The organism is Amycolatopsis sp. NPDC051758 (genome assembly GCF_044453095.1).
Lineage (GTDB): Bacteria > Actinomycetota > Actinomycetes > Mycobacteriales > Pseudonocardiaceae > Amycolatopsis.
This window is the reverse complement of sequence record NZ_JBITCJ010000005.1, coordinates 181,898-196,834: the sequence shown is the minus strand read 5'-3', so window position 1 is coordinate 196,834 and position 14,937 is coordinate 181,898. Positions and strand designations below refer to the sequence as shown.

The window sequence follows — 14,937 nt, the reverse complement described above, 5'->3', positions numbered from 1 at the left end:
CTGGGATCATGACCGCACTCGCGTCCCGCGAAACCGCCGCGCCGCCCCTGGCGCCCTCCAGTCCCACCTGGCACCGGCCCGCGCTCGCCGTCCTGCTGCTGGCGACCGCCGTGCTCTACCTGTGGGGTCTCGGCGCGTCGGGCTGGGCGAACGCCTTCTACTCCGCGGCCGCCCAGGCGGGTTCGGAGAGCTGGAAGGCGTTGTTCTTCGGCTCGAGCGACGCGGCGAACGCGATCACGGTCGACAAGACCCCGGCCGCGCTGTGGGTGATGAGCCTGTCGGCGCGGGTGTTCGGCGTCAACGCGTGGAGCATCCTGGTGCCGCAGGCGTTGATGGGCGTCGGCTCGGTCTGGCTGCTCCACGCGACGGTCCGCCGCACCTCCGGCCCGGCCGCCGGGCTGGTCGCGGGTCTGGTGCTGGCCCTGACGCCGGTCGCGGCGCTGATGTTCCGCTTCAACAACCCGGACGCGCTGCTGGTGCTGCTCCTGGTCGCGGGCGCGTACTGCGTGGTGCGGGCCATCGAGAAGGCGAGCCCCCGCTGGCTCGCACTGGCGGGCGTCGCGGTCGGCTTCGGGTTCCTGGCGAAGATGCTGCAGGCTTTCTTGGTCTTGCCGGCCTTCGCGCTGGCCTACCTGGTCGCCGCACCGACGTCACTCGGCCGCCGTCTGCTCCACTTGCTGGGCGCGCTCGTGGCCACCGTTGTGGCTGCGGGCTGGTACCTGGCGGTGGTGGCCCTGTGGCCGGCCGCCGACCGCCCGTTCATCGGCGGCTCCCAGACGAACTCATTGTGGGAGCTGATCTTCGGTTACAACGGTTTCGGCCGCATCACGGGCAACGAGGTCGGAAGCGTCGGCGGCGGCGCCGGACGTGGCTGGGGCTCGACGGGCCTGACTCGCCTTTTCGGCAGTGAGATGGCCGGCGGGATCGCGTGGCTGCTCCCTGCGGCGTTGCTCGCCCTCGTCGCGGGCCTGTGGTTCACCCGCCGCGCACCGCGCACCGACCGGTCCCGCGCGTCGCTGCTCCTGTGGGGCGGCTGGCTGGTAGTCACGGCGTTGGTCTTCAGTTACATGGGCGGCATCATCCACCCGTACTACACGGTGGCCCTGGCCCCGGCGGTAGCCGCCCTGGTCGGCACGGCAGCGGTCCAGCTGTGGAACTTGCGGTCCCGCCCGTCCGCTTCGGGCCTGCTCAGCGGCGGTGTGGCACTGACGGCGGTCACGTCGTACCTGTTGTTGTCGGGATCGACGTGGCAGCCATGGCTGGCCCCCACCGTGCTGATCGGCGGGCTCTTGGCAGCGGTAGGACTGTTCTTCGCGGCGCACCTGACCCGCTGGGCTGCTTCTTTGGTCACGGCGTTGGCCTTGGTCGTGCTCCTTTCCGGCTCGGGGGCGTACACGCTGGCAACCGCGGCGACGACGCACAGCGGCGCAATCCCGTCTGCCGGTCCTTCGTCAGGCTTCGGCGGAGGCGGTCCGGGCGGCTTCGGCGGCCCTGGTGGCCCGGGCGGAACTGGCGGCTTCGGCGGCGGCCGAGGCGGCGGCCCGGGGTCGTTACTGTCGACCACCCTCCCGGGCGCCGAGTTGACGGCGTTGCTTCAGCAGGACGCGTCTCGCTACACCTGGACGGCAGCCACAGTGCTCTCGAACGCGGCAGCGGGCTACCAGCTGGCCAGTGGCGCGCCGGTGATGGCTGTTGGTGGCTTCAACGGGACTGATCCCTACCCCACTCTGGAGCAGTTCCAGCAGTACGTGGCGAGCGGCCAGATCCATTATTTCCTCGGCGAGGGCATGACGATGCAGGGCACCACCGGCTCGGACGCGGCCCAGCAGATCGCCGACTGGGTCGCGTCGAACTACGAAGCAACCACGGTCGACGGGGTCACGGTGTACGACCTCACCACGGCTGCTTGAGGCGCTAACCGACGAAAGCAGGGTGAGGGCCTGATGACCTGGTCAACTCCCTGCTACCTCCTGCACACTGGAAGGACCCGGCGAACAGGAGCTTCTGCAGATGACCGAGCCCTACGTGCGGCCGGCCCGCTCAGCAGATCTGGTTTCGTTCGCCGCAGCCTTGGGCGACCCCGCATTCCTCAACGACCGGTTCGATCGCCAGCTGAACAACGACGGCGTGCTGTTCTTGGCCTGGCTGGACTGCCGTCCGGCAGGCGAGGTCTACCTGTGGCTCGAGAAGGCCGAAGAAGCGCTGATCAGGTGGCACTTGCCGCGCGTGCCCCTGATCACGCACCTGGAGGTCGCCCCCACCCTGCGCAACCGCGGAATCGGCCAGGCCCTGGTCGAGGCGGCGGAGCAATATCTCGTCGAAAACGGTCGCCGGAAAGTCGCCCTGGCGGTCCGCACGGACAATTTGCACGCCGCGCGGCTGTACGACCGGTTGGAATACCAGGACTGGGGTCACGGCGAGGTCACCTGCTACACGCAGACGACCTTGCCGGACGGCCGGGTCGTGAGAGAACCCGAGCGCTGCCACGTGCTGACCAAGGACCTGGTCCCGATCACGCCGTCGCCCCGGTCAGAGGCGCGGGCGATCGGTGCCGCTCAGCCGTGGTGAGCGGGATGCCGGAACCCGACTGAGCCAACAGCGGGATCCCCAGCGCCCGGACAGCGTGCTCGATCCCTGAGCCGTCGTGGTGGTCGCGCCGAAGGTCCGTGATCCGCTGCCGCCAGCGCACGCAGTCCTCTTGCCAGGCGCGGATGTACCGCACACACAACTGCGGGGTGATCAGTTCGCTGCGGCCGATCGCGGCTTTGAGCGCGTCGACCATCCGCGCCTTCTGGGCCGCCTCGATCGGCGAGTCGACCACGAGCTTGACGGTTTCCCGGATGATCCGCCGGCGGTCGGCCATGAACTCGCGCCAGTACGCCTCGTCGGCCTGCGCCAGGCCCAGGTGGCTGTCCAGGAGCCCGAACACCCCTTCGGCCAAGGTGTCGCCCAGTTCCTCCCCGCGAGCGCGACGAGCGTCGCGGTAGGGGTCGTACGGCTTCTGGATCGCCGTCCCGGTGACCGCCGACCGGCGCAGCTTCATGCCGTCCAGCAGGAAGAACCAGTCTTCGTTGTAGATGTTGGGGAAAAACGAGCTGAATGCCGCTTCCCCGACCGAAAGAGCGCCCCCGCCGATGAAGGTGTCCTGCTTCTGCCCGGCGTCGCGGATCGCGTGGCACACCACGGAGTTGTCCGGCATACCGGCGTTGGCGAGACCGACGACCGGGTACTCGTCAAGGAGCCCGGCCGCGGTGGTGAGGTCCGCGGGGTTCGGCAGCTCGATGTCGTCGTCGAGGAAAAGGATCCGCTTCCAGCCGGCCAGCACCGCGATCAGCAGGCCCAGATTGCGCTTGAAGCTCGTGTCGGTCTTCCGGTGGAACCGCGTGAAGCGAACGATCTCGTCGGTCGCGAACTCGGGAACCACCCTCGGGTTCACCAGGTCGATGTCGATGGCAAGCGCCCGGACTCCCGCGCGCTTCGCTTCCAGAGACGCGCTGGAGGCCGTCGACCGCAGGCTGCACAGCAGAAGCAGGAAGACATCGCGTTCCTTGGCCACAGCCATGGCCTGCCGCAGATATGCGGCCGGCCGGCCGGTGGGCACGATGATCGCGTCCATGGCCGCCCCGGGGGCATCGCTCTCTTCGAAGTGTGCCAGCAAGTCCTGGTGGGACTCGTGCTGCCGCGCGTTCATGCGGCGCCCTCGGGCCACTCGTGCAACCGGTTCTCCTCGATGGTCCAGTCCGGGGTCAGGCCCTGTCCTTGGACCACGGGCACCGGACTGATGATGCTGAACGACTCCGCGTCGCCGAACCGCTCGCGCAGATAGGCCGCGTTCCGGTCCCGGAACCGGACGTCCGTCAAGGCTCGAACCGCTCCGAGCGTGCCGCGACCGTACATACCATTGCATACGGTCACAGTGCGCTTTCGGTTGAACGGAGATACGCCTCGATAGAAATGGGCAACGTCTTCGAGCAGGCGACCCCGCTCGTCCAACTGCGGCACGAACAGCTGTTCACGGCCGTCCCGGTCCACCCGGAACCCGCCTTCCTCCACCTCGCCGAGCCGGTTGAACTGCTCGACCGGCAGGTCCACCCGTTCGATCACATCCCTGGTCACCGTGTTCCAGTCCACGCCCCCGAGCAGGACGAGGTGGCTCGTGTAGTGGTCGGCGGTCAGCTCGTCGGCGGTGTGGAAGTTGACCGTGTTGTCGGGGTTCCTCGAACGGATGTGACCGAACAGCTCGATCAGGGCATCGGGATCCGCGTAGGTGTAGAGCGAGACGAAGTCGGGACTTTCCGGGTCCGCGTAGCTGAGATGCTCGCGGTACTTTTCCGGCAACCGGGCGCAGACGATCGTGATGTCCTGGTCTTCGGGGAAGGCCCAAGGGTCAGCCTCCACGGCCGGCTCGACAGCCTCTCTGCCTTCCCGCAGCCAGAGCAGTTCCTCCAGCAACTGCTTGCGCTGGGCCCGCTCCTCGTCCGTCAGATCTTCGAGCGTAAGGACCCGGACGGCCTCACCATCCCAGGAGCGCCGCGTGGCGAACAGCGTCGCGTAGGCCTCGAGCCGCCTGACCGGCGGGCGGACCGGCTTCTCGGTGTTCTCCCAGGACGAGATCAGGGAGATGCTGACGCCGCCGAACGCCTCGGCGAGCTGCAGCTGGGTGAGCCCGGCGTCCGGCCACAGCTCTTCGCGCAGCGCCTTCAGGCGCCGGGCGAGCGCAGGCCGCGGCTGAGCTGGGGACACCACTCCGCCACCCTTCAGGAAATTTCAGTACAGCGGACGTGGGCCCAGATACTACTACTCACCACTCGCAGTTTGATCGGCGACCCGCCGAAGCGAGGACTGAAACGTTACGCCCCGCCGAACTCCCTCGCACCAAACGGATAACGGCGATTCATCCCAGTTGATCCAGGGTACTCCAGCTCCTACAGTGAACTTGACTGAACTTCAGTTCCAACCTGAAGGCAGGAGCCAGGCCATGGACACCTCAGCTGACATACCCCGGCACCGGGCCATCGTGGCGGTCGACATCGAGAACTCGACCAAGCAGACGAACTCGGTGCGCACCCAGCTTCGGACCGTCCTCTTCGAGCTGCTCGACGAAGCCCTCGCAGTCGGCGGGATCGGCCGGAAGCACCGTGACCCCTTCGTCGATCGGGGCGATGGGGCGCTCTGCCTGATCCGGCCCTTCGACCAGCTGCCCAAGACGCTCCTGCTCACGGCCGTCGTCCCGGCGCTCGCGAAGCTGCTCCTGAAGCATGCCGAGAGCCGTCCTGAGCTGGCCTTTCGGTTGCGGGTTGCCGTGCACGCCGGTGAGGTGCACCGCGACAGCCGCGCGTCATACGGCGAAGACGTCGACATCGCCTGCCGGCTGGTGGACGCGCCCGAGCTCAAGCGGCGGCTGCGCGACACCACCGAACCACTTGCGCTGGCCGTCTCGCAGGAGATCCACCGGGCCGTCGTGCGGCACGGCTACCCGGGCATCGACCGCACCGCCTTCACGCAAGCCGTTCACATCAAGCTCGGCGAAGAGCGGCTCCGGGGCTGGCTGTACACGCCCCGGGCCCGCGAGCCCGAGGAGGACCTGACCGCATAGGACCGGAGACGAGGTGGGGACGTGGAACCGACTGGATTCTGGGCCGACCTGACGCCGGCCGATCGGCGGGCGCTCGCCCGGTCCGCCACGCGGCGGTCCTACGGGCGCGGCGAGACGGTCTGCCGGGAAGGTGACCGCTCCAGCGTGGTGCTGTTGCTGCTGTCCGGGCACGTCCGGATCGTCAACACCACGCCGGACGGGCGCGAAGTGGTCGTCGGGGTCCGGGGTGCGGGAGACGTCGTCGGCGAGCTCGCGGCCATCGACGCGCGGCCGCGGTCGGCGACCATCGAGGCGCTCGACGACCTGGAAGTGCTGGAGGTGCCCGGCGGGCGGTTCGCCGCCCTGTGCCGGACGGAATCCCGGATCTCCTGGGCGTTGCTGCTCGTCCTCACCGCACGTCTGCGATCGGTTGGCCGGCAGTGGCTCGACCTCGGGACCGGCGCCGCGCCGCGACGGGTTGCCGCGCACCTGATGGAGCTGGCCGTGCAGCACGGCGTGCGCCGCGGAGAAGACATCGAGATCACCGTCCCCGCGACGCAGGCGGAGCTGGCGACGACCGCCGCGATCTCCCGCGAATCCTGGGCGCGCGCGACCCGCGACCTGCGTCGCCGAGGCGTCATCAGCACCGGCAGAAGACAAGTGACGATCCACCGCCTGGCTGAACTTCGACGCCTGGCGAGCTGAATCCCGCCGTGTGTGTCAGCTGACACACACGACGCGGCGACCCGGAGGTTTCCTGGATCCACGGCAGAGGAGGGCTTTCATGGACCCCTACACCACCGCACCGCGCAGCAGCCGCTGGCGCCGGGGCGTCTACGCGGCCGGGATCGTCATCCCCTTCACCGCTTCCCAGCTTTGGGCGCTGCTCGTGCTGATGCGCCTCGCGCCGCTCGACGGGCTCGTCGGGCAGGCCATCGTGCTGATCGGGCTGGGGTCCGTCGCCGCGATCTGGGCCGGGTGGCGGTGGACCTGGCAGCTCGGCCGGGACAAGGACCGGCAGCCCGCCCCCAAGACCCGGATTCCGACATGACTTCGGCGCCGGTGATCGTCGCGGCCCTCGTGGCCGGGATCGCCGCCGGCCGTCTCTCGCGCCACCTCGGCGGCCTTCTCCGCCGCCGATCGACCGGAAGGAGCTCGGAAATGACCAGCAAGCAGGCCTCGTCGTTCCCCGTCCGCCTCTACCACTGGCGGTGGGAGATCCTCTCCCTCACCCTCCTCCCCTACGGCGTCGTGGTGTTCGCGCTCTGGGCCGGCCCGGTGTGGGCGTCGGTGACGCTGGGCTCCGCGCTCGGCCTGGCCGTGCTGCGCCGCCGCAGTGTGCGGGCCCGCGTCCAGGCCGTCCGGCTGCAGCACCGGCTGCGCGCGACGTTCCCGCTGCTGCGCCTGCGCCCGGCGATCCTGTGGAGCCGTCCGCGTGGTGGTGACATCGTGGTGTCGCTGTTCGGCCGTGAGGCCTTCGAGCACTTGCACCGCAACCGGTCCGTCCTCGCAGCCGCGTGCGGCGTGCCCGAGGTGTACGTGGACCGCCACCCGCGCTACGCGAGCCTGGTGACGCTGACGATCAGCCCGACCGAGGCCCGGCGCGAGCCGAGCCGGGCGCTGCCGCCGAGCAACGTGGTGCCGCTGCGCGTCCACAGCTGACGCCGTCCGTGCGCTGTGCCCCGCGAACCGGGCACAGCGCACAGCAAGCGCACAGAGAGATCACACGGTCACCAAAGCGGGACCCGCGACCGTAAGGGGCATGACAGCCACCGCCCCCGCAGCACGGCCCGGGACCGTCCCGGTCGACCTGGCCGGCCCGCAGCCCGTCCTCGACGTCGTCATCCCGGTCTACAACGAAGAGACCGACCTCGAACCGTGCATCCGCCGGCTGCACGCGCACCTGGCCGAACACGTCTCCTACCCGTACCGGATCACCGTCGCCGACAACGCGAGCACCGACACGACGCTGCAGGTGGCCGAAAGACTCGCCCGCGAGTTCCCCGAGGTGGCCGTCCACCACCTCGACGAAAAGGGCCGCGGCCGCGCGCTCAACGCCGTCTGGCAGGCCTCCGACGCCGCCGTCCTCGCCTACATGGACGTAGACCTCTCCACTGATCTCGCCGCGCTCGGGCCGCTCGTCGCGCCGTTGCTGTCCGGGCACTCCGACCTCGCCATCGGCAGCAGGCTCGCCCGGGGGGCGCGAGTGGTGCGCGGCCCGAAGCGCGAGTTCATCTCCCGCTGTTACAACCTGATCCTCCGCTCGACGCTCGCCGCGAAGTTCAGTGACGCGCAATGCGGCTTCAAGGCCATCCGCGCGGACGTCGCGCGGGCGCTGCTGCCGCACGTCGAGGACACCGGCTGGTTCTTCGACACCGAGCTGCTCGTGCTGGCGCAGCGCGCCGGGCTGCGGATCCACGAGGTTCCGGTCGACTGGGTCGACGACCCGGACTCGTCGGTGAACATCGTCAAGACCGCCACCGCGGACCTCAAGGGCATCGCCCGCGTCACCAAGGCCACCTTCACCGGCGAGATCCCGGTCAGCAGGCTGCGTGAACAGCTCGGCCGTCAGCCGATCGGGGTCGAAGCGCCTGGGGTGCCGCCGAGGCTGGTGACGCAGCTGGTGCGGTTCGCCGCGATCGGGGTCAGCAGCACGCTCGCCTACCTCGTGCTGTTCCTGCTGCTGCGGACGGCCGTCGGCGCGCAGCCGGCGAACTTCACCGCGCTGCTGGTGACGGCGATCGCGAACACCGCGCTGAACCGCCGGCTGACGTTCGGCATCCGCGGCCGCACCGGCGCCGGGCGCCACCAGTTCGAGGGGCTGATCGTGTTCGGCCTCGGGCTGGCCCTCACCAGCGGTTCGCTCGCCCTGCTCAACGGATCCACCACCCCCGGCCTGGTCCTGGAGATCACCGTGCTCGTGCTGGCGAACCTCGCCGCCACGGTCCTCCGGTTCCTGCTCCTGCGCGGCTGGGTGTTCAACCCGCGCCGCCAGGCCGCCACCCAGAAGGAGTACTGATGACCGCCGTCCTGTCCGACCCCGTGACGCAGGAACCGCGTCACCGCAAGGAGTCCGTGGCGCACGCGCCGCCACGCTGGGTCCGCCCGGCCGTGTTCGGGCTGCTGGCCGCGACCGCGGTGCTGTACTTCTGGAACCTCACCGCGTCCGGCTACGGCAACTCGTTCTACGCGGCCGCCGTGCAGTCCGGGACGCAGAGCTGGAAGGCGTGGCTGTTCGGCTCGCTCGACTCGGGCAACGTGCTGACCGTCGACAAGCCGCCCGCCGCCCTGTGGGTCGGCACGCTCTTCGCGCGGATCTTCGGGTTCTCGAGCTTCACCGTGCTGGCCCCGCAGGCACTGATGGGTGTCGCGTCCGTCGGGATCCTTTACCTGACGGTGAAACGGACTTCGGGCTCGGTCGCCGGGCTGCTGGCCGGCGCCGTGCTGGCGGTGACGCCGGTCGCGGCGCTGATGTTCCGGTTCAACAACCCGGACGCGCTGCTCGTGCTCCTCATGGTCGCGGGTGCCTACTTCGTCGTGCGGGCCACGGAAAAGGCGAGCCCGGGCTGGCTGGCGCTGGCCGGCGCCGCGATCGGGTTCGGCTTCCTGACGAAGATGATGCAGGCGTTCCTGGTGCTGCCGGCGTTCGGGCTGGTTTACCTGATCGCCGCGCCGACGTCCCTGGGGAAACGGCTGCTGCACCTCGGCGGCGCGGTGGTGGCGCTGGTCGTTTCGGCCGGGTGGTTCATCGCGCTGGTCGAGCTGTGGCCGACGGCGTCGCGGCCCTACATCGGCGGGTCCGAAGGGGACAGTCTGCTCGAGCTCGCGTTGGGCTACAACGGGTTGTCGCGGATCTTCGGCGGCGGCGAGGGTGGCGGTGGTGGCGGAATGGGCGGCAACACCGGCTTCGGTGGTGCCTCCGGGTTGTTCCGGATGTTCGGCTCGAGCTTCGGCACGGAGATCTCGTGGCTGCTGCCGGCCGCGCTGATCGGGCTGGTCGCCGGGCTGTGGTTCACCCGGCGTGCGCCGCGCACCGACCGGACCCGCCTGGGGCTGGTGCTGTGGGGCGGCTGGCTGGTCGTGACGGCGCTGGTGTTCAGCTACATGAGCGGCATCGTCCACCCGTACTACTCGGTCGCGCTGGCACCGGCGATCGCCGCGCTGGTCGCGATTTCGGGCCGCGCGCTGTGGCAGGGCCGGGCGAACCTGGCGCCGCGGGCCGTACTGGCCGGGATGGTCGTGGTGACCGCGGTGTGGTCGTTCATCCTGCTCGACCGGACGCCGGACTGGTTCCCGGCGCTGCGGTGGATCGTCGCGGTGCTCGGGGTGCTGGTGGGCACGGTGCTGGTGATGGGCGTGCCGCCGGTGCGCCGGCTGGTCGCGGTCGTCGCGGCGGCGGTGGTGCTGACGCTGGGCGTGTCCACCGCGGCTTACGGAGTCGAGACGGCGTCGGTGGCCCACAGCGGTTCGATCCCGACGTCCGGTCCGACGTCCAGCACGATGGGCGGCGGCATGGGCGGTGAAGCGTCTTCTTCGAGCGCGATCGGCACACTGCTGGCCCGGACGACGACCAAGTGGGCGGCCGCGACGACGGGTTCCCAGAGCGCGGCGTCCCTGGAACTGGCCAGCGGCAAGGCGGTGATCGGCATCGGCGGCTGGAGCGGCTCGGACCCGGCGCCGACGCTGGACGAGTTCAAGGCGTACGTCGCAGCTGGTGAGATCAAGTACTACATCGAGGGTGGGCAAGGTGGCGGCCCGGGTGGTGGTTCTTCGGAGATCACGTCCTGGGTGACGGCGAACTACACCGCCACCACGGTGGACGGTCAGACGGTTTACGACCTGCAGAGCTGAACGGGCGCCCGGGCTTCTCCGGAAGCCCGGGCGTACAGAAAAAGTATAGAAACCCTCCGTACCGTGACGGCGAACGGCGACAGGGGGTCGCCGGCCAGGGGGTGTCACCATGCTCGATCGCAGGAACCTGCTCAAAGTGACCGCGGCGACCGTTGCCGGTTCGGTGCTGCTCGGGGGAACGGCGACGGCGACGGCAGCAACACCGGAAACCACCGGGAGCCTGCCGCCCGTGCCCGGCATGCTGGGTGACCGCCGGGCGAACGAACTCTGGTACCAGCTCGACGAAATCTCGCTGTACCACCCGTCCCAGGAGGTCCGGGACGCCTACGCCGTGCTCTTCCCGTTCATCCAGGAACACGCGCCGGAAGGCCTCTACGAGACCTGGCGCGCGCTGAGCCTGGAACCGGGCTATCCCCGGAACTACGCCGAGTTCGTCAAGCCCGTGGAAGCGCCGCTCAGAACACTCTCGAAGCTCCAGCTCGACAACTTCGACCGCTTCTACCGCCACGACGACGAAGGCCTCACGAGCGCTTTCGCCGCGTTCGGCCAGGGCATCCTCTTCGACCCGCGGCGGGCGCCGGACGAGTCGGAGGTGCACACCATGAACGGCAGCCCGCCGAACGGCTACCACTTCTGGCACAGCATCCAGCGCGCGCAGATGCTGCTCGACATCGACGGCCGCCGCTGGGCGCGGATCAATCCCCTGCTCGGCTTCGCCTGGGCGCTGCAGTCGATCGCGAAGCCGGACCACCGCCACGTCAACCCCGCGCTGCCCCGGGACCAGGTCCACGCCGCCGCGCGCTACTGGCTGCCGCGCTCGCCCGCGCAGCTCGACCGGGACTTCCGGTCGTCGCCCTACCCGGACAGCGCCCGCTGATACGCCGCCCGCAGCGCCGGGCCCGGCGCGATCCCGAGCCGCTCGTCGAGGAGGCGCCGGCCCCGGTGGTAGACGGCGATCGCGTCCGCCGGGCGGCCGCTCGCACACAACGCAGCCATGAGCAACGCCCTCGCGCGCTCTCGCAGCGGATGTTCGTGGACGAGGCCGGTGGCGCCGGACACCGCCCGCAGGTGGTCGCCCGTGGCCACTTCGGCCTCGATCCGGCCTTCGACAACCGCCAGCCGGAGCTCCTCGAACCGCGCCGACTCGCCCGCCCGGAGCGGTTCGGCGACGTCGGCGAGCACCGGGCCGCGCCAGAGGTCCAGCGCGGTGCGGAACAGCGCCGCCGCCCGGGCCGCCCGGCCCGCGCGCAGCTCGTCGTGGCCGATCGAGGCCAGCCGTTCGAACTCGTCGGCGTCGACCGGGCCGCTGCCCGGCTCCAGCAGGTAACCACCACCCGACCGGACGAACCGCGCGGGCCGCCCGAGGCCCTTCCGCAAGCGGGAAACGTACGTGCACAGCTGCGCATCGACGGTCGACGGCCGTTCGCCGTCCCACAGCAGCGAAACCAGCCGCTCGTCGGGCACGACCCGCCCGCGCGCGAGCACCAGCGCCGCCAGCAGCGTGCGCGGCTTCCGCCCGCCGAGCACCGCCACGCCGCCGTCGGCGCGTGACACCGCCAGCGGCCCGAGTATCCGGAACTCCATGCCCCACCCCGTTCCCAACGTACGCGAACCAGGCACCGGAAAGTCTCAGACGGCCCACAGGTAACCGGCGGATCATGGAGGACAGAGGGGACGAGGAGGCCGCGATGATCACGACACGACCGGAGTACCCGCGCTGGCACACCGCGAGCGCCCAGGGACCCCGTGAACTCAACGCCGACGCCGTCGGCGCGTACGCCGCGGCCGGTGGGCCGGGCATCGTCTTCGCGCTCGCCGACGGGGTCGGGGACGAGCCCGCCGCCGCCCGTGCCGCGCGCACCGCGGCCGCGGCCGCCGCCCGCACGCCGGTCCACAAAGGACCGGTCGAGGCCGTTCTCGCGGCGCAGCGGGCGGTCCGCGGGCAGACGCTCGGGGACGCGGTGCTCGTTGTCGCCATGCCGGCCGAGCACGGCGGGTACCGCATCGCCTGGGTCGGCGACACCCGCGCCTACGCCTGGGACGGCACCACGCTGAGCCGCCTGACCACCGACCACACGCTCGCCGAGTACTTCCGCGCCCACCACCAGCCGGTGACCCCGCGGATGGAGCACGTCGTCACCACCAGCGTCCGCACGACCAAGCCGGAAGAGATCGGCACGGCGGAGACCACGAGCGCCGGGCTGCTGCTGACCAGTGACGGGGTGCACAAGCCGCTCACCGGCACCGGGATCCGCGCGGTGCTCGCCCAGCCGGGCACCGGCGCGGCCGAACTCGTCGCCGCCGCGCTCGCCCGGGGCGGCTCGGACAACGCGACCGCCCTCTACGTCGAACCCCTGGAGGTCGACAGCACGACGGTGCGATTTCCCGTGGCCGCCTAGGCCGGAAGGACCTGACAAAACTGGGCCAAACGGGGAATCCTCGTAGCCGAACAGTCACGGTGTGTTTATCCTGGTAACCCGACGTGTTCGTGGTCCACCTGGGGGAGTACACACCGATGGTCGAAGCGGATCATTCCGGTTCCGTTCTGCTGACCCGCCGCCTGCTCTGGAACGGCGTCACCGGCAAGCCGCCGCGGCCTCAGCCGGTGGTCCTCCTGCTGGGCCCGGTCGGCGCCGGCAAGTCGCACGCGCTCGCGGAGATCACCGACCACCTCGGCTGGGGTGTCGTGCACGCGCGGTTCGACTTCGCCGCCGACGACCCCAGCCCCGTCGACGTCCTGATCAGGCTCGCCTACAACCTCTCCCGCAAGTGGCGCAACCGCGCGCAGCCGCGCTTCCTCCGCTTCACCGTCGCGCTGATCGCCGTCGGCGCGGAGCTCACCACCACCGACCGCGTGCGGGACAAGGAAACGCTGCGCCGGCTGCTGGTGGACTTCAAGCGCAGCCGGTGGCCCGGGCGCCTCGACCCCTTGGTGCGCCTGCTCCTGAAGAGCACCGTCCCGGCGCCGTTCGGGGACGCCTTCGCCGCCGAGGTCCCGGCGCTGATCCAGACCGTCCGGCCGCGGCTGGGCCACATCCTGCGCTCGCTGACCGAGTTCGACCGGTTCAAGACCGGGGACGCCCTCGACGCGCTGGTCGACCTCAACTGGCTGGCCCGCGGGCGCGAGCCCGACCCCGACGGCGTCACCGCGTGGCTGACCGAGGCCTTCCTCGCCGACGTCCGGGAGAACCACCGCCGGATGTCCGCGCCGGAGCGGCGCAGCCCGTGCGACTGCGTCAACCCCGAGAAGCAGTCCCACGTGCACAACTGGGTGGTGCTGCTCGACGACGTCGACCACCCCGGCGGGCTCGCGTTCCTCAAGGCGCTGACGGCGGCCCGCGAGACTTACCGCCGCAAGCACGGCGACCGCGGCACCGGTGACCCGCTGCTGGTCGTGGCGACCAGCGGGAAGTGGGACGGCGAGTGGGAACGGGAGCTCGCCCGCGCCTGGCGGCCGCCGTGGCAGCCGGACGGGACGGCCGCCCGGGTCGTGCCGAGCTGCCGCGACGCCTCCTACGACGACTGGGCCGAGCACCCGGAGACCGCCCGCCCGTCCGGCTACTACCCCGTGCTGCTCGAACCCCTGGAGGTCCAGGAGGTCGCGGACCTCCTGGGTGAGGACGTCCCCCGCGCGACGGCGGCGTTCGTCCACCGGGCCAGCGGCGGCCTGCCGAAAGCGGCGAAGCAGCTGGCCCAGACGCTGGGCGACGCCCCGGTCCGCGAAGGAGCCCGCGACGTGCTCGGCACGTCGGGCCCGGACCCGTGGCGCACCTGGCTGGCCGACCTCCGCTTGTCCACTGTGGACACCGAGGCGCTGGTCACCGCCGCGCCGTTCGCCACCGCGCCGTGGCTGGTGCCGCTGCCCGAACACGGCCTGGTCGGCCAGCCGCACGTCGGACCGATCCTCACCGAGCTCCGCGCGTCGTTGTGGGTGAACGCGCCGGGCAGCGGCGGCGGCACGCCCGACCATGTCACGCTGCACCCCTGGCTCGCCGGCAACCTGGTGTCCGCGCTGGCGCGGCGCAACGGCGGCGCGGGCCCGACCTACGCCGCCCAGTTCGCCGCGCTGCGCGGCGCCCCGGGCGCCGACGACGTCCGCCGCGCGTACTGCCTGCTCGCCCTCGGGGACTTCCCCGCCGTGGTGGACCTGTTCGAACGGGACTTCCCGGAGCTCCCGCACCGGGAGTGGGTCGACCGGCTCACCGTCGTGGTGCACGCCCCGGACGCCCAGCCGCTCGACGAGGACTACGAGCGGCTCTACGGCAAGCTCGTCAACACCGACGTCGAGCGGAAACCCGGCGAGCGCACCGAGATCCGCAACAACCTCGCCCGCCTGCTCGCCGCGAGCTGGCTCAGCGCGAACCCGTTCGCGGTGCGCGGCCCCGACCAGAACCACGACATCGGGACCGCCCTGACCGCCCTGTCCTCGAAGTCGCAGCGCTCGGACACCAAGGCGCTCGACGACACCGCCAAACTCGCCTTCCGCGGCCTCTGGCCGTGACGCGCCGGAA

The 14,937-nt window shown here is 70.8% G+C and carries 14 protein-coding genes; 11 read left to right on the top strand and 3 right to left on the bottom strand.

Going from position 1 to position 14,937, the window contains the following annotated elements; genetic code table 11:
• Positions 1–8: 8 nt before the first annotated feature.
• Positions 9–1,910 (top strand): ArnT family glycosyltransferase, encoded by a 1,902-nt coding sequence (locus tag ACIA5G_RS24325; protein ID WP_395926901.1) that lies wholly within the window; start codon positions 9–11, stop codon positions 1,908–1,910.
• 100 nt (positions 1,911–2,010) lie between these two features.
• On the top strand, positions 2,011–2,568 hold the full coding sequence (locus tag ACIA5G_RS24320; RefSeq protein WP_395926899.1) for a GNAT family N-acetyltransferase: 558 nt from the start codon (positions 2,011–2,013) through the stop codon (positions 2,566–2,568).
• On the opposite strand, the gene ACIA5G_RS24315 is transcribed toward ACIA5G_RS24320, so the two are convergent.
• Both ACIA5G_RS24315 and ACIA5G_RS24310 read right to left on the bottom strand, forming a co-directional pair.
• Positions 2,513–3,691, bottom strand: a complete 1,179-nt coding sequence (locus ACIA5G_RS24315) for a hypothetical protein (protein WP_395926897.1) — start codon at positions 3,689–3,691, stop codon at positions 2,513–2,515. The genes ACIA5G_RS24320 and ACIA5G_RS24315 overlap by 56 nt on opposite strands.
• Positions 3,688–4,746, bottom strand: a complete 1,059-nt coding sequence (locus tag ACIA5G_RS24310; RefSeq protein WP_395926895.1) for a helix-turn-helix domain-containing protein — start codon at positions 4,744–4,746, stop codon at positions 3,688–3,690. Before ACIA5G_RS24310 ends, ACIA5G_RS24315 begins: the two co-directional genes overlap by 4 nt.
• A 232-nt stretch (positions 4,747–4,978) precedes the next feature.
• Here ACIA5G_RS24310 and ACIA5G_RS24305 point away from each other — a divergent pair, with 232 nt between their 5' ends.
• The 7 genes from ACIA5G_RS24305 (at position 4,979) to ACIA5G_RS24275 (ending at position 11,303) form a co-directional block, all read left to right on the top strand.
• A complete protein-coding gene (locus ACIA5G_RS24305; protein WP_395926893.1) occupies positions 4,979–5,596 on the top strand; it encodes a hypothetical protein in 618 nt (205 codons plus the stop codon).
• A 21-nt stretch (positions 5,597–5,617) separates the two neighbouring features.
• Positions 5,618–6,280, top strand: coding sequence for a Crp/Fnr family transcriptional regulator (locus tag ACIA5G_RS24300; RefSeq protein WP_395926891.1), 663 nt, complete (start codon positions 5,618–5,620; stop codon positions 6,278–6,280).
• Positions 6,281–6,359: 79 nt separating this feature from the next.
• Positions 6,360–6,626, top strand: coding sequence for a hypothetical protein (locus tag ACIA5G_RS24295; RefSeq protein WP_395926889.1), 267 nt, complete (start codon positions 6,360–6,362; stop codon positions 6,624–6,626).
• A gap of 110 nt (positions 6,627–6,736) precedes the next feature.
• The gene (locus ACIA5G_RS24290) at positions 6,737–7,237 is read left to right on the top strand and encodes a hypothetical protein (RefSeq protein WP_395926887.1); all 501 of its coding nucleotides are present in this window, start codon (positions 6,737–6,739) and stop codon (positions 7,235–7,237) included.
• 100 nt (positions 7,238–7,337) lie between these two features.
• Positions 7,338–8,594, top strand: coding sequence for a glycosyltransferase (locus ACIA5G_RS24285; protein WP_395926885.1), 1,257 nt, complete (start codon positions 7,338–7,340; stop codon positions 8,592–8,594).
• Positions 8,594–10,426, top strand: coding sequence for an ArnT family glycosyltransferase (locus tag ACIA5G_RS24280; protein WP_395926883.1), 1,833 nt, complete (start codon positions 8,594–8,596; stop codon positions 10,424–10,426). Before ACIA5G_RS24285 ends, ACIA5G_RS24280 begins: the two co-directional genes overlap by 1 nt.
• Before the next feature lie 109 nt (positions 10,427–10,535).
• Positions 10,536–11,303, top strand: a complete 768-nt coding sequence (locus tag ACIA5G_RS24275) for a hypothetical protein (RefSeq protein ID WP_395926881.1) — start codon at positions 10,536–10,538, stop codon at positions 11,301–11,303.
• On the opposite strand, the gene ACIA5G_RS24270 is transcribed toward ACIA5G_RS24275, so the two are convergent.
• A complete protein-coding gene (locus ACIA5G_RS24270; protein WP_395926878.1) occupies positions 11,282–12,010 on the bottom strand; it encodes a BTAD domain-containing putative transcriptional regulator in 729 nt (242 codons plus the stop codon). The two genes, ACIA5G_RS24275 and ACIA5G_RS24270, sit on opposite strands and share 22 nt — an antisense overlap.
• A 104-nt stretch (positions 12,011–12,114) precedes the next feature.
• Here ACIA5G_RS24270 and ACIA5G_RS24265 point away from each other — a divergent pair, with 104 nt between their 5' ends.
• Together ACIA5G_RS24265 and ACIA5G_RS24260 are read left to right on the top strand one after the other, a co-directional pair.
• Complete coding sequence (locus tag ACIA5G_RS24265) at positions 12,115–12,825, top strand: PP2C family protein-serine/threonine phosphatase (RefSeq protein WP_395926876.1); 711 nt, start codon at positions 12,115–12,117, stop codon at positions 12,823–12,825.
• An 83-nt stretch (positions 12,826–12,908) separates the two neighbouring features.
• On the top strand, positions 12,909–14,927 hold the full coding sequence (locus ACIA5G_RS24260; protein WP_395926873.1) for a hypothetical protein: 2,019 nt from the start codon (positions 12,909–12,911) through the stop codon (positions 14,925–14,927).
• Positions 14,928–14,937: the final 10 nt, after the last annotated feature.